General features: G+C 58.2%; 17 protein-coding genes and 1 pseudogene. 9 read left to right on the top strand and 9 right to left on the bottom strand.

Annotated elements, in window-relative coordinates:
* Window positions 1–22: 22 nt before the first annotated feature.
* Window positions 23–1,312, bottom strand: a complete 1,290-nt coding sequence (locus tag ACSHT2_RS33290; protein ID WP_440639235.1) for a methyltransferase domain-containing protein — start codon at window positions 1,310–1,312, stop codon at window positions 23–25.
* A 115-nt stretch (window positions 1,313–1,427) separates the two neighbouring features.
* Window positions 1,428–2,009, bottom strand: a complete 582-nt coding sequence (locus tag ACSHT2_RS33285) for a dTDP-4-dehydrorhamnose 3,5-epimerase family protein (protein ID WP_440639233.1) — start codon at window positions 2,007–2,009, stop codon at window positions 1,428–1,430.
* A 570-nt stretch (window positions 2,010–2,579) separates the two neighbouring features.
* On the opposite strand from ACSHT2_RS33285, the gene ACSHT2_RS33280 reads away from it, so the two are divergent.
* Complete coding sequence (locus ACSHT2_RS33280; protein WP_440642984.1) at window positions 2,580–3,989, top strand: glutamate-1-semialdehyde 2,1-aminomutase; 1,410 nt, start codon at window positions 2,580–2,582, stop codon at window positions 3,987–3,989.
* Between the two features lie 125 nt (window positions 3,990–4,114).
* Here the strand turns inward: ACSHT2_RS33280 and ACSHT2_RS33275 are convergent, their stop codons facing one another.
* The 5 genes and pseudogenes from ACSHT2_RS33275 to rfbF form a co-directional block, all read right to left on the bottom strand.
* The gene (locus ACSHT2_RS33275) at window positions 4,115–4,387 is read right to left on the bottom strand and encodes a helix-turn-helix domain-containing protein (RefSeq protein WP_440642983.1); all 273 of its coding nucleotides are present in this window, start codon (window positions 4,385–4,387) and stop codon (window positions 4,115–4,117) included.
* A 96-nt stretch (window positions 4,388–4,483) separates the two neighbouring features.
* A pseudogene (locus tag ACSHT2_RS33270) lies at window positions 4,484–4,780 on the bottom strand (hypothetical protein); the annotation flags it as partial.
* Between the two features lie 913 nt (window positions 4,781–5,693).
* The gene (locus ACSHT2_RS33265; RefSeq protein ID WP_440639232.1) at window positions 5,694–6,464 is read right to left on the bottom strand and encodes a LuxR C-terminal-related transcriptional regulator; all 771 of its coding nucleotides are present in this window, start codon (window positions 6,462–6,464) and stop codon (window positions 5,694–5,696) included.
* A gap of 260 nt (window positions 6,465–6,724) precedes the next feature.
* Window positions 6,725–7,783 (bottom strand): NAD-dependent epimerase/dehydratase family protein, encoded by a 1,059-nt coding sequence (locus ACSHT2_RS33260; RefSeq protein ID WP_440639230.1) that lies wholly within the window; start codon window positions 7,781–7,783, stop codon window positions 6,725–6,727.
* A 13-nt stretch (window positions 7,784–7,796) separates the two neighbouring features.
* Complete coding sequence (gene rfbF, locus ACSHT2_RS33255) at window positions 7,797–8,639, bottom strand: glucose-1-phosphate cytidylyltransferase (protein WP_440642982.1); 843 nt, start codon at window positions 8,637–8,639, stop codon at window positions 7,797–7,799.
* Window positions 8,640–8,965: 326 nt separating this feature from the next.
* Between rfbF and ACSHT2_RS33250 the strand changes: the two genes are divergently transcribed.
* The 4 genes from ACSHT2_RS33250 to ACSHT2_RS33235 all read left to right on the top strand — a co-directional run bounded on the left by ACSHT2_RS33250 (window position 8,966) and on the right by ACSHT2_RS33235 (window position 15,767).
* Window positions 8,966–9,622, top strand: a complete 657-nt coding sequence (locus tag ACSHT2_RS33250) for a hypothetical protein (protein WP_440639229.1) — start codon at window positions 8,966–8,968, stop codon at window positions 9,620–9,622.
* A 732-nt stretch (window positions 9,623–10,354) separates the two neighbouring features.
* Entirely contained in the window at window positions 10,355–12,844 is a 2,490-nt protein-coding gene (locus tag ACSHT2_RS33245) for an Ig-like domain-containing protein (RefSeq protein ID WP_440639228.1), read from the top strand.
* 393 nt (window positions 12,845–13,237) lie between these two features.
* Window positions 13,238–14,257, top strand: a complete 1,020-nt coding sequence (locus ACSHT2_RS33240) for a glycosyltransferase family 2 protein (RefSeq protein WP_440639226.1) — start codon at window positions 13,238–13,240, stop codon at window positions 14,255–14,257.
* Between the two features lie 223 nt (window positions 14,258–14,480).
* Window positions 14,481–15,767: a lipopolysaccharide biosynthesis protein gene (locus tag ACSHT2_RS33235; RefSeq protein ID WP_440639225.1), complete on the top strand. Its 1,287-nt coding sequence runs from the start codon at window positions 14,481–14,483 to the stop codon at window positions 15,765–15,767.
* A 624-nt stretch (window positions 15,768–16,391) separates the two neighbouring features.
* On the opposite strand, the gene ACSHT2_RS33230 is transcribed toward ACSHT2_RS33235, so the two are convergent.
* Together ACSHT2_RS33230 and ACSHT2_RS33225 are read right to left on the bottom strand one after the other, a co-directional pair.
* A complete protein-coding gene (locus tag ACSHT2_RS33230; protein WP_440639223.1) occupies window positions 16,392–17,372 on the bottom strand; it encodes a glycosyltransferase family 2 protein in 981 nt (326 codons plus the stop codon).
* 13 nt (window positions 17,373–17,385) lie between these two features.
* Entirely contained in the window at window positions 17,386–19,026 is a 1,641-nt protein-coding gene (locus tag ACSHT2_RS33225) for a hypothetical protein (protein ID WP_440639222.1), read from the bottom strand.
* 115 nt (window positions 19,027–19,141) lie between these two features.
* On the opposite strand from ACSHT2_RS33225, the gene ACSHT2_RS33220 reads away from it, so the two are divergent.
* The 4 genes from ACSHT2_RS33220 (at window position 19,142) to ACSHT2_RS33205 (ending at window position 24,084) form a co-directional block, all read left to right on the top strand.
* Window positions 19,142–20,383 carry an O-antigen ligase family protein gene (locus tag ACSHT2_RS33220; protein WP_440639221.1) on the top strand — a complete coding sequence of 414 codons (1,242 nt, stop codon included), beginning with the start codon at window positions 19,142–19,144 and terminating at the stop codon, window positions 20,381–20,383.
* Complete coding sequence (locus tag ACSHT2_RS33215; RefSeq protein WP_440639220.1) at window positions 20,384–21,403, top strand: hypothetical protein; 1,020 nt, start codon at window positions 20,384–20,386, stop codon at window positions 21,401–21,403.
* A gap of 192 nt (window positions 21,404–21,595) precedes the next feature.
* Window positions 21,596–22,483, top strand: coding sequence for a hypothetical protein (locus ACSHT2_RS33210; protein ID WP_440639218.1), 888 nt, complete (start codon window positions 21,596–21,598; stop codon window positions 22,481–22,483).
* Between the two features lie 251 nt (window positions 22,484–22,734).
* Window positions 22,735–24,084, top strand: a complete 1,350-nt coding sequence (locus tag ACSHT2_RS33205) for an undecaprenyl-phosphate glucose phosphotransferase (protein ID WP_440639216.1) — start codon at window positions 22,735–22,737, stop codon at window positions 24,082–24,084.
* Window positions 24,085–24,135: the final 51 nt, after the last annotated feature.

Below are 24,135 nucleotides of genomic sequence, written 5' to 3'. Positions count from 1 at the left end.
CTCTCCCTTGGATCCTATGGGCTCAATCCACGATCCTGGGCTCTGGAATCGGCACCACGAACTGAGCTCCCCAGCTGCGGGCGAACGACAATTGGCTGACGATCTCCCGCTTTAGGTTCCAGGGTAGAATGAGTATGTAGTCCGGCTTTGTCACGTTGATGCGTTCAGGCTCGAAAATTGGAATGTGAGATCCCGGCAACAACGACCCCTGCTTGTGCGGGTTTCGGTCGACCGTATACTCAATGAGGTCCGCGGTAATGCCGCAGTAGTTCAAGAGAGTGTTGCCCTTGGCAGGGGCGCCGTACCCGACGACGCGCTTGCCCTGTCGCTTTGCCTCTTCAAGAAACGACAGAAGCTTTTGCCTGGTTTCCAAGGCGCGCTCTTCGAACGCGTCGTAGTGATCAAGATTGGCATATCCGGCGTCGATTTCGCGACGCCTGAGATCCAGGACCCGGTGGGAGATCGGATGCCATCCCTTGTTGGCGTGCTGAGCATAGATTCGCAACGAACCACCATGGGTCGGCAACTCTTCGACATCAAACAGCGTCAGGCCATGTGCTGCAAAGATCTTCTCGACGGCGATGAACGAGAAGTATGAAAAATGCTCGTGATAGATCGTGTCGATCTGACATTCGTCGAACAGGCGCATCAGATGGGGGAATTCCATCGTGATAACCCCCGCATCAGCGAGAAGAAGGCTCATGCCTTTGACGAAGTCGTTCAAGTTTGGCACGTGAGCCAGGACATTGTTTCCAATCAACAGATCGGCGCGCAGCCCCTCGCGTCGCAAGGTACGGGCTGCGCGTTCGCCAAAAAATTCCACACGCGTCGGAATGCCCTTCGCGCGCGCCACGGCAGCGACGTTCTGAGCCGGCTCGATGCCCAGAACCGGCACATCGGCCTCGACAAAATATTGCAGCAAATAGCCGTCGTTGCTTGCGATCTCGACGACCTTGCTGTTCGCCCCGATTCCGAACCTGTCGATGACTCGCGTGACGTAGGACTTAACATGCTGCAGCCATGAATCGCTGTAGGATGAAAAGTAGGCATAGTCTCCAAAGATGTTCTCCGGCGCCTCCCATTCCTCGAGCTGGACAAGGAAGCACTCGCCGCAGACATAGGCCCGTAATGGAAAGAAGCGCTCGTCCTCTTTGGCTTTCTCGTTCCGAAGATAGGAGTTTGCCAACGGGGACATTCCGAGATCGATAAACACACGTTCAAGAGGCGCACTGCAGAAGCGACAACAGCTCAACTCCGTTGCACGTGCAGTTGGTGCTTTGACGTTAAGGGTGGATGCCGCTTCTTTCAGCATTATATGGCTCCTGCCGGTGGCAATCTGTGATGTCACCGACACGCTAACGTTGGTCGGAGCAGAGCTATTGACGGTCGTCAAGTCACGTTCGGCTTTTCCAAACGTGGGGGCTCACCTACGACCTCGTGGGGACAGCGATATTCATGCGGGCCTTCAATTCGTCCCCGATATTGCTGTGGGGCTTCCATGCCCTGTCACGATCCGAGAGCACGCGCACCTCTGCCGGCCAGGAAATCCCAAGCGAGGGATCATCATGCGGCAACCCGCCCTCCGCGCCTGGCGTGTAATAGTTGCTGATCAGATAAATCAACTCCGTATCGTCAGTGAGCGTGATGAATCCGTGCGCGAAGCGCTCTGGTATGTAGAGCCCGCGGCCATTGTCCGCGGAGAGATTCACGATGACATGTCGCAAATAGGTTGCCGATTCCGGCCGCAGGTCGACGATCACGTCGGCCACCGCCCCCTTGGTGCATCGGACATACTTGTTTTCTGCCGCGGGCGGATACTGAAAATGCAGGCCCCGCAGGGTACCGCGTTTTGCGTTGTAGCTGATACTTGCCTGCGCGACGGCAGGCTTGAGACCGTGCGCCAGGAATGTGTCGGCGCAAAACACCCGAGCGAAGTATCCTCGGTTGTCCTGATGCCTGTCTATCTCCACGGTGTAGGCGCCCGCGAGGATTGTTTCGGAGAATATCATGCGGTGAATGAGATGGCTGGGCTGCTATAGGAACACGATCCAACAAAGCTTGACGGCAAGCCACAGCAGGGCCAGGTCCCACGCAACGACGCTAACCAGCGCAACTGCGATACCGAGGACGGGCCAGTCGAGAGCTCGGCTCGCAGCTTTCGCGGCCCTGAACTGGGTTGCATAGCTTGCGGTCCTGAGTTGATCGAATTCAGACATTGCCCGCTCAATCTGTGACGTGACCTCACGACACCTTAGCCAGACCGGGGCTCGATAATCTGACGAAGCTCAATAACGGCGGCTATGCGACGGTGGCATCCAAACGATGCTGTGGGACAGTGTGTGATGCCCCCGCCCCGGCCGCTGCGTCCGTCCAGCCAGGCGCTGCGCCAAAAGGTCGAGTATTCTTGTGCGTCGCCCGAGCGCACCTGCAGCAATTGGAAAGATCGCCTGGAATCCTGGTCGCCGCTGATAGCAAAGTTGAGAACCCTCAAATACGGGAACCTTCTTGCATCCTCAAATGTGGCGCGGGCGGCGCGCAACGGCATTCTTCATCAATCACGCGTTGAGAGGGACTTGACAATGAATATTCGGTCGCGTTTTTTCTCCGAAGAGAACCCGGACAACTTTGCAAGGTCAGGAGAGCTGCGGCTTCGAGCGCGGGCTGCGATCCCGGGCGGAGCACATACCTACGCGAAGGGCGACGATCAGTATCCGCTCCTTGCGCCAGGCTTCATCTCGAGAGGCTTGGGCTGCCATGTATGGGACGTCGACGGCAACGAATTTATCGAGTACGGAATGGGACTGCGCGCAGTGTCGCTGGGCCATGGCTTTCCAGCCGTCGTGAAAGCCGCAGTTGAGCAATTGTCTCGAGGCACAAACTTTACACGACCATCGGCACTCGAGGTCGGATGCGCCGAACGCCTGATCGAGCTCGTCCCCGGCGCCGACATGGCAAAGTTCACCAAGGACGGATCAACGGCCACGACGGCTGCAATCCGGCTTGCCCGAGCTTACACGGGCCGGGACATGATAGCGCTTTGCTCCGATCAGCCCTTCTTCTCTTACGACGACTGGGCGATCGGCGCGACACCGATGAACGCCGGCGTTCCCCAGGCCGTGGCGCAGCTGACACAGGGATTTCGGTACAATGACCTGTCCTCGGCGGAGGCGCTCTTTGCGCAGCATCCGGGTCGGGTAGCAGCCCTGATCCTCGAAGCCGAAAGAGAGGTCCCGCCGGCGCCGGGATATCTCGCCACGCTGCGTGAACTCTGTCATCGGAACGGCGCTCTCTTGATCATGGACGAGATGATCACGGGCTTCCGATGGCCGGAGTGCTCCGCCCAACGTCACCATGGAGTTGAGGCCGACCTATCGACGTTCGGCAAGGCGATGGGCAACGGCATCGCAATCTCTGCGCTGCTCGGCAGACGCGAGATCATGGAGCTGGGTGGCCTCGACCATGATCGCGATCGCGTCTTCCTGCTTTCGACAACACACGGTGCCGAGACTCACGCTTTGGCTGCGGCCCTGGCCGTCATGAACACCTATCGTGACGAACCAGTCATCGAGACGCTACACCGCCAAGGAAGTCGCCTGAAGGCCGGCATCGAAAGCTCCGCGCAGCGCCACGGACTAGCCCGGCATTTCAAGCTCGTCGGCCGGACGTCCAATATGGTCTATGCTTGTTGTGATCGTGACGGAGTGCCATCGCAGACCTTCCGCACATTGTTTCTCCAGGAGACGATCCGCCGCGGCGTGCTAGCGCCCTCACTGGTCACAAGCTATTCGCATAGCAACGATGACATCGACCGAACCATAGAGGCGATCGACGGCGCATTCGCCGTATATCAGAAGGCGTTGGAGGACGGGCCGGAAGCCCATCTGATCGGCCGACCGGTCGCGCCGGTGTTCCGCCGACGAGCCACTTCGACTTCGGCTGGAACGCCGAGAGCGAAAGTTCGCGGTTCAAGCGAAGCGAAAGCCAGTTGATCGATCAGGGACTGGCACGCGGCGAGTTGTATTGTAATGGCCGAAATCTGATCACGTCGGCATCCAAAGACCCCGCCGCGAACACAAGGAACGGTTCGCGGCGAGATGCTCAAGACATGATCGGCCTAATCAAGTCCTCGCCCGTTGGAAATCCGCGCGAGCCCTTCGAGATCGGTGAACTTGATCGTCTTGCGATTGGGAAGGTCGATGACCTTCTTCGCCTTGAACTCGGCCAGCGTACGACAGACCGTTTCGAGCGACGTTCCGACGTGATCTGCGATATCAGCCCGGGGCAACTGAAGTCGGAGTGCGCCAGGACGCTTGGGGTCTGCAGGCAAGTGTGGGCGAATGCGCAGCAACAGCCAGGCGATGCGCGCCACACAATTCTTCTGGCTCATGGTCATCACCAAGGTGAGGGTATCTGCCAGGACCTGATGGGCACCACAGGGCTCATCGCTCCGGCAAACGCCAGAAGTCCGCGATCGGATAACGCGACAATCTGTCACGGCCTCCGCAGTAAACTGCTGATGGGTTGAATGGGTCGGCATGACGACATCGCCGGGCCAATAGAAAGCGAGGATCTGGCGATTTCCGTTCTCGAGAAGGCGGACTGCCCGTACGACTCCCTCGACGATCTCGATCTTCTGAGCTTCTTCCTCTCCCTCCCAAAAGAGAGCTCTGCAGCGAGGTACGAAGGACGTAGACGGGCGTCGAAAATCGGGAAGCTTGTTCGATTTATAAACTTGTGAGGGGGGGTTACCATTCTGGAGGAAAGTAGATTCTGTAAACATTTGAAATCACCTCAGGACGTAATCCAATACCTGAAGTGTAGGCTTACTTGATCCGAAGGATATTCAGGCTAAAGCGTTAGGATTATGCCGGTTCCGCATAAGCCGGTTGGACTAGTCCGTCAGTCGTCAAAATTATTCGCTGCCTATGCGGCATTCAAAAGCGCAAAAAACTCATGCTACTTCGCGGAAAACGTGCTCACGCGTGTATCAACTCTGCCTGCTGTAAAAGCGCCTTTTCTGTGGTCAGATTATTGGGAAGAGTTACGTTTTGTGACGAGCGGTTGTCCTTGCCGCATGACATCCTTCGAAGCTGCGAGCCTCACGAGAGGTTCCCACAAATTCCATCACAGCCAGTCGCCTGCGCCAGAGCGTTGCTCAGGAGGTTGCCCCAGCAGCGCTGCCAGCTCGCGTCAAGAACCTTGCCCTTGCGAGGTCCCCGAGACAACGCCAGGAAGGCCACGTGGACCTCGAGGAGAACGAACTTCCGTGGGCCGAGACCTCGCTCCGGCCGCCGCTGTTGGCGCCGACCACAACGATCACCGGGACGATGCATCCCTGGCGGCGTGCCTTCTACTGATGTGACGTCGAACCACGGATGTGGCCAGTCACCTTCGACCGGACGACAAGTTTTTGATCTTGTTCATCCGCGCGCGTGCGGAGCTCCATGATACTGCGGATCGTCGGTGGCGCCTCGGTTGCGTTGGCGTATGGCAATCCGATCCCACTGGTGACTCTCCAGCGTCCACCACAAGGCCGCCGAACCGCAACGACGAGATCTCAGGCGCTCGGGAACGGCTTTGCTGCACCGAGCTTACACCATCACCGGGACGCGGCCTCCGGGAAGCCATCTCCAATAGGTGGCCGCCAAACGAGACTCTACTGCCAAGCGCGCACAGGTTGGAAAATGCGCCGATCACCCGGCTGGTCTTCGAAAGACAAACCTGTCCGTGGGCGGCGCCCATCGATCACCAACGATCGGCTCTGAGCCTGGACCTGAGCCATTACCCCCGTCCATCGCGAACCTCTTGCTTGTCATTCTGCGAGGCAGCTTGTCCCTGGGCCCGACCAATTTCGCGGCGATAAAGGCCGCCTCCGTCCGATTACGAGCACAAAGCGCGCGCAGGAGCGCCGCTGTATGGATCTTGCTGGTTCCTTCCGCGATACTCAGTTCGCGCGCAATCTCTTTGTTCGACATTCCCTGAGCCAGCAGCGGAAGAATTTCGCTCTGCCGGCGTGTTAATCGCAGAGCCTCCAAATTGAAGTTGACGGTCTGTGGGGGCTCTGGTCGGCTCACATCATCATCCGCCAACCATCGCGGAACATAGATGCGCCCAGACAGCAGATCGCCGACCGCGGACAGCAATTCCTCATCCGACTGAAGCTTGGGCAAGAATCCATGAAAGCCAGCCGAAAGACATTTCAACACATCCGAACGGCTGCTCGAACCCGACATCACTGCAATACGAGTTGCGGGCCTCAAGTCGACGACTTCCGAGAGGACCGCGAGCGAACGTTGGTTGAGACAACCAAGGTCGATCAGGATCAAATCGATGCTTGTCTCAAGCTCGCAATTCTCGAGCTTTGACGCGTCAATGACGCGGGACTTCTCAAAACGGGCCTCCACCACATCTCGGAGGCCACTGCGGTAAACACTATGCTGATCAACTATTAGAATGACAGCCACTGCTCAATCTCCGAACAATCCCGTACTTCTTACCCGGGACTCTCACATCGTTGGCAGTCTGAAACAAAGAAACGACAATATGAATTCGATACCTTGCTCGGTATTCCTTCCCTTCTGCATTGCGGAAAATATTATGTTTAGTTGGGAAAGAGTCAACTGATTATGAAGATTTGTTTCCCGACGCGGCCGCGCCGATGGGCCCGATATGGTTCCCTCGGCGTCGGCAGACAAATACGTGAACCTTTTCGCCGCAGAGCACACTAAGTGCGCGCAATCGCCGGAAGGAATTCGGGAATTGGCGTCCATCGCAAGTGAGGATCCAACTGCTCGGTGTGCTGCAGGTGGCGAAGCTCTGACAGGCGCGTAAATGGCGCGGCATTGAAGGTGGCTTCGTCCAGTTGGATGCGCTGGAATACCCCCCTTAACTGTCGCGCACCACGTTGCGCATTCCACTGGCAACGAAAACTCGGCATGTGGGCCTTGATCTTCGCAAAGGAGACCCGATAGCTGCGATTATCTGGACCACTCGGACCGAAGGAAAGATCGCAACCGGTGAAGGTGTCGTTCACGATCTCCGCGATCTCTCGCACCGTATAATTCTGACTTTCATCGCCGACATTGAACGCCTCGGCGCAAACCGCTTCGCGTGGCGCGATCAAAGCGCACAGGATAGCCTGACAGATGTCCTCGATGTGGACCAATGGGCGACAGGGGGTGCCGTCGCTCATGACGCGAATCTTTCCCGTTGTGAACGCCCACCCTGCCAGGTTGTTCAAGACGAGATCGAAGCGCTGTCGGGGGGACGCTCCGAACGCGGTGGCGTTACGTAGAAGCACGGGCGTGAACCGGGAGTCAGTCAGTTCGACGAGGTCGCGCTCGACGAGCACCTTGCATCGCGCATAGGCCGTCTGAGGCTCGCAAGAGGACGTCTCGGATTTCACCTCGCTGCCCGCCGCTCCATAGATGCTGCACGAGGACGCATAGATGAATCGGCCGATGCCCGCCTGTTTGCATTTGCGGGCAAACTCTACGGAGCCACGATGGTTGATCTCCATCGTGATCGCAGGATCATTCTCTCCCAGCGGATCATTAGAGAGCTCCGCCAGGTGGACCACAGCGTCAAAGCCCTCCAAATCAGACGGTGACAGCTGCCGCGTGTCGCGCGACATGACCATTGGACGTGTTCTGCCGTCGTCGAACAGCCAGCCGCGGCGGTAGAGGCCGGTGTCGATCCCGATTGCATCGTAACCCTGCTCAAGCAACCTCGGGCCGAGCACCGCTCCGATATATCCGTCAGCTCCAGTGAAGAGAACGCGCATCTGATTCATCTCCTCAAAGGGTTGCCCGATCGGGGATTGCAGGGGACTGTACCTTGGTGCTTTCATTCGCGGTAGCGCCCTTGTTCCAGACGCACCAGGGTGGATCTCCACTATCCCAGAGATCCTGCAGAACGGCCTTGTCGCGCAAGGTGTCCATGTTCTGCCAATAACCACGGTGCCTGTAGACAGCCAGTTGGTCCTGCTCGGTCAGACGGGCGAGCGGCTCGTTTTCCCAGCTCATGCTGTCGTCGTCGATGAGATCGAGGGCCTGAGGTTCGACGACGAAGAAACCACCGTTGATGACCTGACCATCGCTCGCGTCCTTCTCGCGGAAGCCGGCCGCGCGGGGGCGGTCAGACGAGAGATTGATCGCGCCAAAGCGGCCGGGCAACTGGACCGCGGTGACCGTCGCCAGGGCGCCCTGTTGATGGTGGAACTTGATGAGCGCGCGTATGTCGACGTCGGCGACCCCATCGCCGTATGTCATGCAGAAGGTCGAATTCCCGAGATGCTCGCGCACTCGCTTGATGCGTCCGCCGGTCATCGTCTTCTCTCCGGTATCGACCAGCGTCACCTGCCAGGGCTCCGATCCGTTTCGATGCATTTCGATACGGTTGCGCTGAAGGTCGATCGTGAAGTCTCCCTGATGAGACAAGTAGCTCATGAAATAGTCTTTGATCACCGCACCCTTGTAGCCACAGCAAATGACGAACTCGTTCAGGCCGTGATGGGAATACAGCTTCATGATATGCCACAGGATCGGACGACCGCCGATTTCAACCAGCGGCTTCGGGACCACCGAAGTGTGCTCGCTCAATCTCGTACCGTAGCCACCGGCGAGAATAACAACCTTCATAGGGATCTCCTGTCCTAGGTTCCCGACCGAAACATGCGCAGATGCATTTTCGGATGGCGCAGTTCGAACCGTAGTTCGCTGCGGCACGACCGAGTTGATGACCGTCAACTCGGCAAAGCGGCGTCGGTCGATGCCGCGCACCGCGTCATCACAAGCGTTCGCGCCCATGACGATCTGACGTTCGTCAACTTGCCGATCTGAGCTACCAATGTTCGAAGTTCGAGGCGAACGCCTACTACCCTGGCGGGCACGCGACGAGGTCGATTGGTGACAAGTGGGAAGCGGCGAAGAGACGACCCGCAGGATTCGATCTCCTGCGCGTCTCATTGGCGGTCGCCGTCATCCTTTGTCACTCAGCCGCAGTCTGCTGCGGTCTGCCCGCCGAACAATTGTTCTATGATGGCCTGTTGAAGCCCGTTGTCCGGCTCATCGTCCCCGCTTCCCTCCCCCAGCGGACTCCTCGTTGCAGGAAGCCTCGAGCAGAACGGCCTGCTGGCGTTCATCACGCTGCGGGTTATCAGATATTCCCTGCTCAGACGTTTGCGGTCCTGTTCGTTGCAACCGCATTGGCGCTACGTGACATTGTTGGCGGGCGGCCCGCCTCGCCTGCCGCTCCTCCGGGCGGGATGCTGGCTCTCGCCTTCCTGTGCGGAGTGGCGCTGTTCCTCAATCGAACCCGGATCGCTTTTTCGCGCCGGCTGCTTCTCCTCAGCCTTATCGGGTTCGTTGCTTCCGTGCTCGCCTCGAACCGCAACAGAGAGGATCTGGCCGCACTCTTCGTCAGCTATCTCGCGGTGTATCTCGGATTACCTCAATTTTCAACGTCGGACCTGTCGCTCGGCGGCCGATTGCGCATGGCATCTACCTTACGCATTTACCGTTCAGCGGACGGTTGCCCAGCGCGCGAAAGCCAATCACCTGATGCCTTTCGTATCGAGGCCCTTTCGGCGAACCACAGAAGAGAGGCCATTCTTCACACTTAGCTCCAACGTTTCCGATCGAGTTGACGATGCTCAAGAGTGAGCGGCGCAATGGTAGCGGACGCGGCAACCTCTCGTCGCACCGATTCTGGCCACCACACTCCGATGCCCGAAGTCTCAAATATCAGAGGCTGCATGCGCCTCGCTGAGGCGGGACAATTGGACGCAACGCGCTCACGTGTAGCCACTGCACAGTGCGCGAAAGACGAGAACGGCCGATATTTCCTCGCGATAGCAGGGCTGGCGATCCATCGGCTGCTGCTGCCTCGAGAGGTAAACGCGACCATATGACGGCAATGATGGGAGAGCGCCTCACTGCCACCCCATTCGGCAACAAATCAATCACATTGACGACAGATTCTGTTGCAAGCGTGAACTCGCGAAATGCGCCGGCATACATTTGCAGGTCTCTGACGACCGGTTGCAATAAGTGAGTGCAGTCACAGAAGCTGCGAAGAGTTCATCGCGACACGGTCGATTGAACTTTTTCTGGCTTGGTTCATGCTTGCGGGGAAGGCTCAGGGTGATTCGGTAAGTCCGATTTCGGTAGTGCAAGAGATGGCCGCAGGGCGTTCGGCCCAGCTCTTGCAATTCTCGAGTATCAGCAGAAGCAGCAGGCGAGCGGCGTGAGGTCGAGCATGCGTTCTGGCTGTCCGCCTTCGCGGTCGGCGTCGAACGCTTGTCTCACAACACAGTCATCTCACATCACACATTCGAACGACTAGGAAAGGTGCAATGGGGATTTCGTTATCAGAGCTGATCAAACAGAACACGCTTGGGCAGAGCGAGGGTTATCCTTCCGGTGTTCCGCACAGCTACAATTGGTACAAGGGTTGGAATCCTGATGGACTGTTGACCCCGCCTGCCGGCTTCACGGCGGTCGAAGGTTGGGGGCAAGTCTATACGGAGGAAGGGGCTCCCGCGTCCCCAAATGCCGACATCGAAGTCGCGAACGCAAAAACCTACGTCCATATCAAGGAGACCGGCCAGTGGTTGCTGGTTCAGGACCAGTCAAAGCTGGGAATCGGAGGCGGACATTTCGTCCCTGATTTCAGCGGTAACTCAGGTTACCCGATGAAGGTGACTTCCCTATCGAACGGAGCGGTGAGCTTTGATGCGCCTTCGGCCGGATACAACGATCATTTCTGGTATGGATCGCGTGGGACCTATGCGGCTGGTACGGTCGACGGCGTTTACGTCCAGATGGACATGAGGCAGACCGACCCCAACGCGAAGCTGGTGGGTATGGTTGGCGTGGACTGGTGGCGCGACGCGTCAGCGCCGTATCTTAACGACCACAGCAACAATCCGGGTGTTGGAAGCAGCAACTGGGTTGAGCTATCGACCCAATGGAAGACGATCGGTTACTATTCCATGAGCACTTCGGCGTTCCAGGCAAACTTGCCGCCGCCGCTGCTTGGGTCCACTCAACCGCCTCCAGTCGAGTCTCCTGACACGTTAGCACCGGCATCGCCCAAGATAGTCGCAATCACGCCGGATGCGGGTACCGTCGGAGACCGGATCACCAATGCCAAGCAATTGACGTTGAACGGAACGGCAGAAGCGGGCAGCACCATCAAGATATTTGAGGGCTCGACCGTAGTCGGTACGACCAAGGCCAATTCGAGTGGCACTTGGAGCCTGACCACCGCCCAATTGGCAGATGGGAACCATGCCTTCACCGCGACCGCCACAAACGCTGCAGGCAAGGTCAGTCCACAATCGGCCTCTCTTGCCATGCGGGTGGACACGCTCGCGCCGGTAGCACCCAGGATCACGGCATTCACACCGGATACTGGTACCGTCGGGGACAAGGTGACCAACGTCAGCCAATTGACGCTGACTGGCACAGCGGAAGCAGGCAGCACGGTCAAGGTCCTTGAGGGAACGACCGTCGTAGGTACGACCCAAGCTAACGCAGGGGGCGCCTGGAGCCTGACAACGGCCCAGTTGGCTGTCGGGAACCACGCGTTTGCTGCGATGGCCACCGATGCTGCAGGCAATGTCAGCACGAAATCTGATGCCCTGAATGTGACGGTGAGCGCGCCCGTCATCTCACCGCCGGCAAACGGAAAGAACTTGCTGGTCAATGGGTCGTTCGAGACGACGGACTCGTCGCCCCTCGGTGACGGCCGCTGGGGAGCTTACAAGTCGATTTCGGGCTGGACCGCGATCTCCGGCGGCACGATAGAGCTCTGGAACAATCTCAATGGAGTCAGGGCGAGCGATGGTGGCAATTTTGGCGAGCTCGACTATCTCGGTGCTCAAGATGGATTCTACCAGGACGTAAAGACCGTCGCGGGACAAGTTTACCAACTGTCCTTCGATGCACGCTCGCGACCCGGATTCACCGGTGCAACCTGCTCGATCGAGGTGTTGTGGAATGACTCGGTCATCGCGACCGTTCCACCTGGCAGCGACTGGACCGCCTATGATTTCAAGGTCGTGGGCACTGGCAGCAACGATCGCCTGACCTTCCGCGAAGTGGCCAGCCAAGGTAGCGATGGTTTGGGTGCCCTCTTCGACAATATCGAGCTCACCGCCGCCACAGCGGCACCAACCACTCCGCTACCGGAGCCTGCGGATACGAATCTCCTGTTGAACGGGTCTTTCGAGTCATCTTCGCTGGCGCCCGGCGGCTGGGTGGCCTTCGATGCCATTCCAGGCTGGCACGCCATCAGTGGCGGAACCATCGAGCTCTGGAATGATCTGAACGGCGTGACAGCAAGTGACGGCGCCAATTACGGCGAACTGGACTATGTCGGAGCCCGTGATGGACTTTACCAGGACGTGAAAACGGTGGCCGGTCAGCAATATGTTCTTTCCTTCGACGCACAATCACGGCCGGGGTTCTCAGACTCGACATGTTCGATCGAAGTCCTCTGGAATGGCTCGGTCGTTGGGGTAGTTCCGCCAGACGCCGACTGGAAGAACTATGATTTCACGGTGACCGGGACAGGCGGACAAGACCGCCTGACATTCCGCGAGGTTGCGAACCAGGGTAGTGACGGGCTTGGTGCGCTCTATGACAATGTGTCCCTGGTTGCTAAGCCGGCAAACCCTGCCTCGGCGTCCCTGCTGAGCAGCGCAAGCCAGGCAGTCGCGCTGATGAACCAGTACACCGCGACCGATGCGATCACTACCGGTGCGGTGACGAGTGGTCCCCTTGCAACCGACACGACCACTTTACTCTCGCAGACGCTCTCGTTGCCGGCACAGCACTAATTTCCGGCGATAGGCCATAACCAAATCGCGGGGCGCCGTTTACGGCCCCCGCGTGTTGCGCTGCGACCGCCCGCGAGGAGCGCCCTCCATCCAGCAAGTGCCGCTCTACGAGACCCTAGCAGAATTGATAGCCGTCAACTCGGACATGCCTGTTTCATCTTAGATGATGCTGGGCGCGCCCATTGCCGTTAGCCGTCCATGACTTTTGTACGATATCGCACATGGAAGGAGCCGGCCATGCATTACAGCAAGTCCACTTCCGTTCGGAAGCCAAGCAACACCGGGTCGAGCCTCTCGTGGCGGTTGCCGCGGCGACAGGCCTGACAATCGAAATCCATGACACACTTGGGAAATATCACGGAGCGTTCGCCCGCGAGCCATGCTAACAGGGCCGTGAGGAGCGTACTTTCGGCAAATTCGGACCATCCTTACGTCACGATTGCAATTCCTACATACAACAGGGCCGCGTTGTTGAAAGGATGCATCGCATCTGCCTTGGCGCAGACCTACCCTCATTTCGAGGTTCTCGTCTCGAACAACGCCTCGCCGGACGATACGGCACAGATCTTGGGCGAGTTTGGCGACCTGCGATTGCGCGTCATCACCCAGGAAACGAATATCGGCCTGCTCCCGAATTGGAATGCGTGTCTCGCGAATGCCCGAGGCGACTACATCATCTTCGTATCCGATGACGACAGGATCATGCCGGCGCTGCTCGAGCGATGCGTGACGCTCATTCGCCAACACCCGCAACTTCCGATCGTCATTACCCTAAGCAATTTACACGCGGCCTCACTCGGTCAAACGCGTTCCCCGCGCGTCAGCCGGACTCTCGATACCGGCGTTCGGGACGGCACAGCGATTCTGAATGCGTTCCTCACTGACCAGATCACCGTCAATATGTGCGGCGTGGTGATGCGCACCGCCCTTCTGCGCGAACGGGGCGGCATCCCGCTCGATCTGCCGCACACCGCCGACGTCGCTGCATGGGCGCCGCTGCTGCTTCTCGGCAAGGCCGGTCTCGTCAACGAGGCCTGCGCAACCTACACCTATCACGACGATTCCGAGACGGCTCGATTGGGGGTGGAACGGCTTCTGCTCGACGGACGCAAGGTCGCTGATTTGATCGCGCACACTGCGGAGACTTGTGTTCAGGACACACAGCTGCGCAAGACCATCCAGCTCCAGGCTTGGCGTTGCTTCGCACGTCGCGGGCTGATCGCGCTGACAGACGTTCGTAGGAACGGAGCAAGCATGCTCGATATGTTGAGCATGGCCTGGCACTTTCGCCGCGATCTCCACGGCGTGAGCCTGCAAGCTGTCCTTCGCTTCGTTGTTGTCGCCCTTTGTCCGCCGCATCTCGCCGCTCGCCTGCGTCGTCTGAGGCGCAGCACCCCGGAACAACTCGCTTAGCGGCAACGGCACGAGTTATGGTCGGTCTCCCCGCACACGATTCCGATACCAAGTGCAAAACGGTCGGCCACAATTTATCGGCTTGAACCGTTATTGATAGGCCTCAAATTCGTCCGGCTCTTGCACCCATAGGCTGACCCTAGATTCACTGGTTTTCCGATCAAGCGGACCGAACGCAAGATCAAGGCGATGGTGACGTTATGCCTAATTCACTGCCTGCATCATGAGCACACCAGCTCTGCCCGGCTCACCCAGCCGCCTCCTCGTCGATCTCATGGTCATGGCCATGCGGGCGAGCGTCATGGGCTGCAAATTCGGTCTCGCCCTGTTCATTGCCCGCTATCTCGACTTGTCGTCGCTGGGTCTTTATGGCCTCGCCGCCGGCGCGATCGCAGCCGTTCCAACCGTGGTCAATCTTGGCATGAACCACCTGCTGATGCGCGACGCCGTCACGGCCTCCACCAGCGAAACGATCGACGGCATGCGCCACCATTGGTGCTTCGTGGCCTTTGCGTACGCCGTCCTTCTGACGATCACGACGCTGGTCACCGTCCTCTTCGGCACGCCGCCTCTCTGGATCATCATCGTCGCCGTGATCATGTTCGAGCATGTTGGCAACGACATTTTCTACCTCCTTTCCAGCCTGCAGCGCCACGTCTGGGCAAACGGCATCAGCTTCATCCGCGGTGCGGCCTGGATCCTGATTTATGTTCCACTCGCTATCTGGGACCCCAGCTTCAGATCTCTTACGTATCTGTTCGGTTTCTGGTTGTTGGGAGGCGTTGCCTCGGTGGGGCTGTTCGCATCCCTGAGCCGGTCATGGCCATGGCTGGCATCCTTCTCTCAGCCGTTCAGACTTGCGGTAATCACCGACGCGATCCAGAAGTCCTTCCTCATGCTGCTGAGCGACCTCGGCTTTATTACGAGCCAATATATCGACCGCTACCTGATCACACTGTTCCTGGGTTTGAAAGTCGCCGGCATCTACTTCCTCTTCTGGACGGTCGGCAATTCTGCAACCACCTTCCTGGCTCTCGTCCTCCAACAAAAGCAACGCCCATCGCTGATCAGCGCATATCGGACTAGCGGCCCCTCCGCGCACCGCCAGTTGGCCTGGCGCTTCCTGCAGACAACCGCACTCGCGACTGCTGCGCTCAGCACGGTGATCGGATTGACTTTCCAGGTGCTCCTGCCATGGGTCGCTCAGCCTGCGCTCGTCGCCCAGTGGCCGGCATTCTGGTTAATCGTAGCTGGACTGGCGGTCCGCTATATGGCCGATTTCGGCGCCTTGGCCTTGTTTACAGCGCATTTGGACCGTCTGACAACGGTCACGAACCTGGCCTCGGTAGGCATTCTGGTGTTAGTGCAACTGGCGCTGCTGCCGATTGCCGGACTCCATGGCGCCGGAGCAGCAATCCTGCTGACGTCGCTTATCATAGCACTATGGCGCTACTGGTTGCTGTTCGGCTTCCCGAACTCGAACGTCTTTTCTCGGCGAGTGGGCGCCTAATTGCAGATTCGGGGCGATTCCAGAAATGTTCAGCAATTAGTCGTCGCTAAACCCATTGGGCGTAGTCAGTCCGCCTAAGCAGGCAATCTACCTCGAGCAGCGACGCGGGGATCCCGGGAGTAATACGTCACCGGACGCAACTGGCTCAACGTAAAGCCAGCCTCGCGCATGAGGCGGAGCGCTTCGTCGAACTTCCAGGTATCCTCATAGAGATGGATCAGCAATTCGAGTTTACACCCCCGCGCGGACGCCTTCCCAAATTCCCTGCGTATCAACCTTCAAGAATACACGCTTGCCGGCAAACTCCTCAAAACACGAATCGAGCGTGGCGATCTTGACCTTTGTCGATGCGAACTACTTCGGATTCGTAGATGCTGTTCCGACCAATTTCGGTCTGGTTGGCTATCGAACTCATAGCCGCGTTCTTGCTCGCATTCATCGTGCGCGAACTGCCCCTCGTTCGCCCCGACATCCAGAACAAGCCTCACTAAACGAGATTAAAGGAACTCCGCCAAATCGGATGATGACGGCGACTTTCGTAGCTGGCCGACCTCACAAACGATGCTCCTGCCAATTTCAGTCAAGCGGCCAGGCCGTTGATCTTGAGCAGGTGGAGCAAACGGCTCACCGCCAGCCGAATTGGCTTCGACGCCATCTCACGAGCGTTGACAACATTGCTCTCCCCACCTGGGTCCGCCGCAGGCCGACCTTCACCAGATCCACGGCCGGCGATGGAAGTGGAGGCATCAGGTCATCGCGCGTGAGGAACATTCCATCGCCCCGATCAACGTCACATTCGGCCGCCTCCCTCACGCGATCGCGCCAGGAGGCCAGCTCATGCACGGGCATCGGGTCCTTATCTATCCAGTCAGACCGCCCACCCTTCGCGAGCGCTCGGTTCGCCTCGTGCTTGAACAGTCCCGGCTGTTGTTGGCGTATCGCCAGTCGCTTGGATATCTGCGCCGGCGAGCGATATGGGAAATGCTTCAAACGTATCCGCGATGACAATGTCCGCCCGCGGTTGTGGGGCCAGATCAGTCCACCCCAGCGCAGATCCCTCCGATGGCGAACGAAGCGCGGCTCGCTCCAATTGTTCTGATAGTATCTGAGCCGCTCTTGCACGGGACGGGCGAGCCATGCCGCCGGATTCTCTTCGTAGTTCTTCAAATCGGCATCCGTGAAGTAGAAGTTCATTGTTGCCGAAAAGACGAAGCCATAGCTTTGGGGCACGTTCCCAAGAAACTGTGTCGGGTCATCGATAAAGAACTCGTCGGCATCGAGCCTGCACCACCAGTCCCCCGGCGACGCTACATACCGTCGGGCCTCAAATATCTCTCCGCGGAGTTCATCGGTGAACGTGCGATCGTCGTGGCCAACGAGCTCGATCTTGGGATAGCACTTCGCGAGGTCCTGAAGCGTCTCCCAGGTTCCATCGGTGCTTCCATTGTCGAAAACGAAGATCCGATCGCTCCATTCGAGAGCCGCTTTCAGCGTCTCGCCGACAATGTCGTTCTCGTCTCGAACACAACAAATGCTGAATATTTTCATGTCGGGATTGCCCTTGGTACCGGCGGCGGCTACCGACGTCTCACACGGCGCGCGCATGACATCACTGTTCTCACCCCCTTAACGGAGGCATTCTGGATGATCGCGCATCACTCCCGACACCGCCCTCCTCGTAGTCGGCCCGCCCGGCAGCATGTAGCCCCCTCACGCCATCTCCTCTTTGAGCAGCCATTAACAAGCTCTTGATAGGATCGTGATCTTCAGCGCCGGTGACCGAGCTCGACGCCGGATGCATGGTGGTCTTGGCAAGCGCGGGACCGAAGATGGCGCCTAAGCCGAGCAGCACTCCGCCAGCGGCCGCCAACGCGATCAGATGCGAGACCTGCGGAAACACAGGCGCTGTCGGCGTTATGGCCTTCTGCACCACTCTAAGGCTGGAGAGCTGGCTCTTCTTGGCAACCTCGGAGCTGATCTGCTCTTCGAGAATACGAGCTGCATACTGTGCAGCGGCAGACGATGCGGTCGTGAGAACTCGTTTCAATCTTCCGTACTCTGCTTCCTTCGCGGAAAGCGAGGCCAGCTCCGCGTTCACCTTCTCGAGCTCCATGCCGAGTTGATTCAGGAGCTCCGTCTGCCCATTGAGTTCGGCATTCAGCTTCATCAGCGTTGCCATGTTGTCCTGGTAAACCTTGATCAGAAGTATCGGCGGCTGCTCCTCAAAATGCTCAGGCGGCTTGGCGACCGAATCAAGACTCTTACGGCCGTCTTGCCCTCCGAGCGTAGTCACCATCCGACTTACGGCCTTGTTCTGGGCAACGGGCCGCAATATGGCCAACTGATCGGCGATCGACAGTTTCTGTCCCTTCTTGTCCTCGATCGCTCCTCGCGTCGTGGCAATCAGCGCAGACAGATCGCTAGCGCGTTTGAGCAGCAGCTGCCGCTGGTCGTCGACGGCATAGATTGAGGCTTCGACGGAGAAGCGCTTCAGGCCCGCAGCTGCGATCTCGGCCTCCTCCTCCAGCCGCTTCGTTTGTTGCTGGAAGAACTCCTGTGCACCTGGCATTTGCACGTCCAGGCTTTGCACCGTGACCAATGCGCTCGCGAGCTCGTTCAAATAGCTCGCGGCGACCACCGGATTCTTGTGACGGAACGTTATCCTCAATAGATCAGAGCGCCCCTCCTGTTTCGCATTCACGCGGTCTCGCAAGCTGAGAATCCCCGCCTGGTTACGCTCGATATCCTCTTCGGTCTCGTCGACGGGCTTCGCCCGCGCCTTCGGTTCTGCAGATTCCTTGGCGAACACGTCCCGAAGATCAATCTCCTTGCCCCAGGCCATAAACCTGGCCAGAAGCGTTGGATTTGCGTCGGACGATAGCCTCTCGTAGCCGACGTTCTTCGCCGCCTCCAGGATGACAAGATCGATCTTGGCGATGCGCGACAGGGATTCCATTCGACTTTGGAGGTCAACGCCTTCCCCGAATGGCGAGGCTGCGTTGCTCGAAGATCGCTCCTTGATCCCCTGCCCGGCACGGAGCAAGACATATGCCTCGTAACGGTCTCCAACCGCTGCGTAGTAGAGAAAGGCCGCGCCGGACGTCAGCAATAGGCACAGATATATGACCCATTGCCGCCGCCATAGCAGACCGAACGCTCTGGCGAATGCACTGCTCGTGTCACGTTCCACCGCCGGCTCCACTTCTTTTGACGGCTTAGGGTCTACCGAAGCGTTCGGGCAGGTATTGACGACCGTCAACTCAGACTTGGCAATTCCCGACAACTTGGGCCGACCGGTCGGTCCCTGGCAGGTCGCTCCCGCTCGGAGTGGCGCCGCGGAACCGAAACCTTCAGAAGCGCGGAGTACGCCTGCCGTGAACGATCTGGCTCTGGGAAGAGAGGGTACACCGCACCTCGCTTCCGGTTCGATGACCATGCACGGTCGCTTCTTCGTGGTGACCTGCTTTGGCCTTGTGTTCCTGAACTTCCTGACCTTTCTCTATCACTTCACCGGATCGACCATATTCAACGTCCTGAGCAATTCGACGAGCCTGCTTCTGATCCTGTGGTCTGCGCGCCACGTGCTGATCGCGAACGACAGGAGCTACTTCTACAACCTTCTCTTGGCGCTTGCCTGCATCTTCACAGGTGCCAGCTACCTGGTGAACTTTGGTTCCTTTGAGCTATCCGATGGGTTGAAGCTCGTCTCAATCTACTCATTCTACGTCGCCGGCCGCGGCATGGCCGAGCAGATACAGCCAGCCGAAAAGCGTTGCATCTACGTGCTTGCGGCACTGCCGCTCCTGTTCAAGGCGATCGGCCAGACTCAAGTCTACACCGGCATCGAGTATCCCGACGTGTTCTCCTACTTTCCGAACACAAATACGGCAGCGCTATACTTCTCCGCCTTACTGTTTGCCCTTTCTCCCTGGTTCGGAAATAAGGTCTTGATTGCCCAGTTCGTAAACGCCGCGATCATGAACCGTGTCGGGCCCGCCCTGGCGACCATCATCTCGATTGGCCTCTGGTCCTTTTTTCCATTGCGACCACAAATCTTCGTCGTGATCATCCTGTTGGCGTGCGCCAGCGTCGCCGCCTACGCCCTGGGCGCGCTCGATCGACTGATGACAGGTTTGAACGCAATCTCGGTCATCTGGAGCCTCGACCCCAGCACTGTCGCCAGAATGACGACGAAGCAATTGATCGATTTGACCGGAACGACGGACATGTCCGCGTTCTTCCGCATCAGCCATTGGACGAACATCTGGCAGATATACTCGTCGCTGGGGCTCGGCGGAATATTGTTCGGATATGGTGCGAGTCAGACCGGCATCCTTACCGTCTTGCCGCTACCGCCGCACAATGACTATCTGCGCGTCTTGGCAGAGTATGGACTTCTGAATTGCATTGTTTTCGTCGTCTTCGTCTTCAGCATCGTGTTTTCACTGAAGGATCGGGCTGCCAAGACGATGTACACAGTGCTTCTCATCTACTTTCTCTCCGAAAACCTCATCGACAATTTCACGTCGATGGCGCTGTTCTTTTCTTACGCGGGCCGGTTTACGTCTCCGAAATGGCTGGAACGCAACTCGTCCGGCGCGAGCAAGAAAGCGTAATTGATGGAGTTCTCACTTTCCGAACTCATCAGGCAGAACACTCCCGGGAACAGCGAAGGCTTTCCCGCAGGCGTGCCTCCGAGCTATAATTGGTACCAAGGTTGGAACGATGGCGGGCTCTGGTCGCCGCCCGCAGATTTCACCGCGGTCGAAGGCTGGGGACAAATCTATCCGAAGGTAGGGGCACCACCCTATTCAAATCCGGGCGCGACGGTCGAGGTCGCCAACGCCAAGACCTACGTTCGCATCAAACAAGCCGGCGAATGGACGTTAGTCCAGGACCAGTCGAGAACGCAGCTGACTGGGGGACATTTCGTCCCGGATTTCGCTGGCAACGTCGCCATTCCCATGAAGGCGACCCCTCTGACCGGTGCGACGATCGCTTTTGATGTGCCCCCGGCCGGTTACAACAACCACTTCTGGTACAAGGCGCGCGGAACTTACCCGGCCGGTGCGGTGGATGCCGTCTACGTTCAAATGGAGATGAGGGTCACCGATCCGAACTTGCATCTCGTGGCTATGGTAGGCGCCGACTGGTGGCGCGACGCGCAAGCGCCCTATCTCGACGATCACAGCAATAATCCAGGCGTCGGTAGCACCAACTGGATCGAACTTTCGACCCAGTGGAAGACGATCGGATTCTATTCCATGAACGCTGATGGCTTTCGCGCGAACCCAGCTCCGCCGCTGCGCGACTTGGTGAGGGAGACGCCGCCCACGCGCCCTCCCACACCAACGCGGAGCGGCGAGAACTTCATCCCGAATGAGCCGGATGGACCTGCCTCCACCTCGAGAGAGCAAAAACACACCACCACAAACGGAACCGCCGAATCTCCACTCGCGGAAGAGATCTGGCTTCAGTCGATCAACTCCGGTTCACGCGCCATGCTTGCCTATCCAATCACAGCAGTCCAAGCCTTATCGAACGACTGCCTTTTGGCTTTCGCCCTGACCATGGGAGCACTGGCCAAGGTGCGCTGGAGCAACCTGCAGAGTCGCAAACGTTTAGACCGGGCGTGACGAGCATTACGGCTCCAGGCGTGCACCGATCTATCGGCACCCCAAATCGCATGCCCATTCTTGACGTTCGTCAACTCTGCAGCGCCACCAATGCCTACGATATGAAAAGACGTTTAACTGGTTATGGGTCGGTCTATGTCTGGCACCTCCCATTTGATCCCGTCCTGCTCGCCGCCCGCTGCTATTGCGCGCATGATTTACATCCTCGAGCGATCCGTCTCGGGCTTGCTCCTGCCACTCGGTCTCATCGGAATTCTGGCCGTCTCTCCGAAGAGTGCCGATGCGGCCAGCGGGGGATCGAACGCCGTCACCTCCGTGGGTCTCGCCTCGAGTGTCATCGAGCAAAACAGCATTGGTTACAGCCAGGCATATCCAGCAGGTGTCCCCAAGACTACTTCCTGGTGCAACGGCGCCTCAAAGCCCGAGAACGGCGAACCTCCCGCCGACTTCACTGCCGTCAGCGGAATGGCATCAATATTTCCAAAGTTTGGGACGACCACACCGAACAAGGACGGCAAGATCCTCGTCGCCAACGGAAAGACATATGTACGCCTTCGCAGCACGAAGGAATGGATCCTGGTACAGGATCAGGCAGAGAATGAGTTCGTCGGAGCGCATTTTGATGCGATGGTCCCCAAGAATGCTGCTGTCGAGATGAAGATTGAAGTTCAGACGGATGGAGCTACCCTTGTTGACGGTCCCCCTCCCGGCCGCAACGACCTGATGTGGCTCGTGAGACGCGGCGGCTTCGCCGCCGGAGCTGTCGATTCTGTCTACGTTCAGATAGACATGAAGACGACCGACCCCGAAATGAAAGTGGTTGCCAACGTTGGAGCCGACTGGTGGCGTTCTTCGGACTCGCCGCACAGCGGCGCCAATAATCGGGGGGCCGGCAACAGCAACTGGGTCGAGCTCTCCCCCAATTGGTCAACACTCTACTTCTTTTCGGGCAGCACAGCGCAGTTTGTCGCAGACCCACCCCCACCCCTGGCTGAGTCTCCGCTTCCTGTTACAGCCACCAGCACGCGACGCACTGCAGCCGGACCCTCGCCGTGTCTGCGGACCTTGGCGCCGCGATAGGTACACTAGGTACAGTTCATATTTGCGATCGCCGTCTTCGAAATGTCGCGAGGAGCTACACCGATATCATCGGACCTGTAACCTCTCGATCTAGGCTTTTGAACGCACCCTCGCTTTAGCCAATGCATTGCCACGTGACGTTTTTTGGAATGAGGCATTTAATGTCATTAACCACATACGGTTCGAAGTCCTCATCCTCGATGTTGATAAGACGCGGCGTCTCACTACAGAGACCGCTTCAATTTGCCGTTATGGCAGGCGACTTCCTGCTCATTTTGCTCAGCTATGTCGCCGCCAACCTAGTTCACCGCAAGTTCATAACGACACTGGCCGAGCGAGAACTTTCCGTCGGTGTCGCGTTGCTTGTGGCGACCGCATTCGTCGCGATCGCGTTTTTCAGGGGATGCTACGATAACCACAACCTGACCAATACGAACTGGCAGTTGCGGAAGGCCTCATCCGTCTGGCTTCTCTCGCTTGCGATTCTTGTATTCTCTGCCTTCCTGCTGAGATCGACCGCCGAGCTGTCCCGTATCACCATCGTTCTGTTCGCAGTAATCGGCCTCGCTGGTCTCGGCGCGCATCGCGTGATCTTGCGATTCGCTCTGATCTCTTCTTTCGCGCGGAGACACTCCGTCAAACGAAGGGTCGTGTTGATCAGCGGAGAGCCGCTCGACTTTACCGCAATCCGCTTCAAGGATTTGCGTAGGAACGGCTTTCAGGTGGTACGCCACTTCGTTCTGGACGCTACGTTGAAGTCTGACGACGCAGCAATGGAGCGCGAGCTGGCGAACATCATTCGAAATTCGCGCGGAGCAGGCGTCGACGAATTCCTTCTGGCCTTCAATTGGCGCGATCTGCCGCTGTTTCAGCGCCTCAGCCAATCTCTGCGCCAGGTACCAGATCCGGTTCGTCTCCTGCCAGATCTTGAGATCGCCGACCTTGTGTCGCGGCCGTTCACGCCCGTAGGCGACTCTGTGGTGATCGAAGTCCAGAGAGCGCCTCTTTCGGTCAGCGAACGAGCCTTGAAGCGCAGCGTCGATATCTGTCTAGCCTCGCTCGGCCTTCTATGCCTCGCACCTCTACTCGCCATGACGGCGCTCCTAGTCAGGCTCGATTCGCCAGGCAGCATCATTTTCCGTCAGACACGCCGGGGCTTCAACGGCGAGTTGTTTGATATCTGGAAGTTCCGCAGCATGACGGTGTCGGAGAATGGCTCCGAGATCAAGCAGGCCAGCAAACAGGATGCGCGGGTTACCCGGGTCGGGCGGATCTTACGCAAGACCAGCATCGACGAGTTGCCTCAGCTGTGGAACGTGCTGCGCGGAGAAATGTCGCTGGTGGGTCCGCGGCCGCACGCTCTCGCGCATGACAACTACTACGATCAGATGATTGGCAACTATGCCTGTCGTCGCCATGTCAAACCCGGCCTTACGGGTTGGGCTCAGGTGAACGGTCTCCGCGGCGAGACACCGACCATCGAGCTGATGAAGAAACGCGTTGAGTACGATGTCTGGTATGTCACCAATTGGAGCATTTGGTTGGACATTCGCATCATGATCCGGACCGTAGTAACGCTCTCGGGTCAGGACGTTTATTGAGGCACTGGTGATCGTAGGCTCGCCTACGCCAGCTCGATGCCCTGCTCGAAT

Origin of the sequence: Bradyrhizobium sp. PUT101 (assembly GCF_052043945.1) — a bacterium.
GTDB lineage: Bacteria > Pseudomonadota > Alphaproteobacteria > Rhizobiales > Xanthobacteraceae > Bradyrhizobium.
The sequence above is the reverse complement of the archived record's forward strand: the minus strand, read 5'-3'. Positions and strand labels throughout refer to the sequence as shown.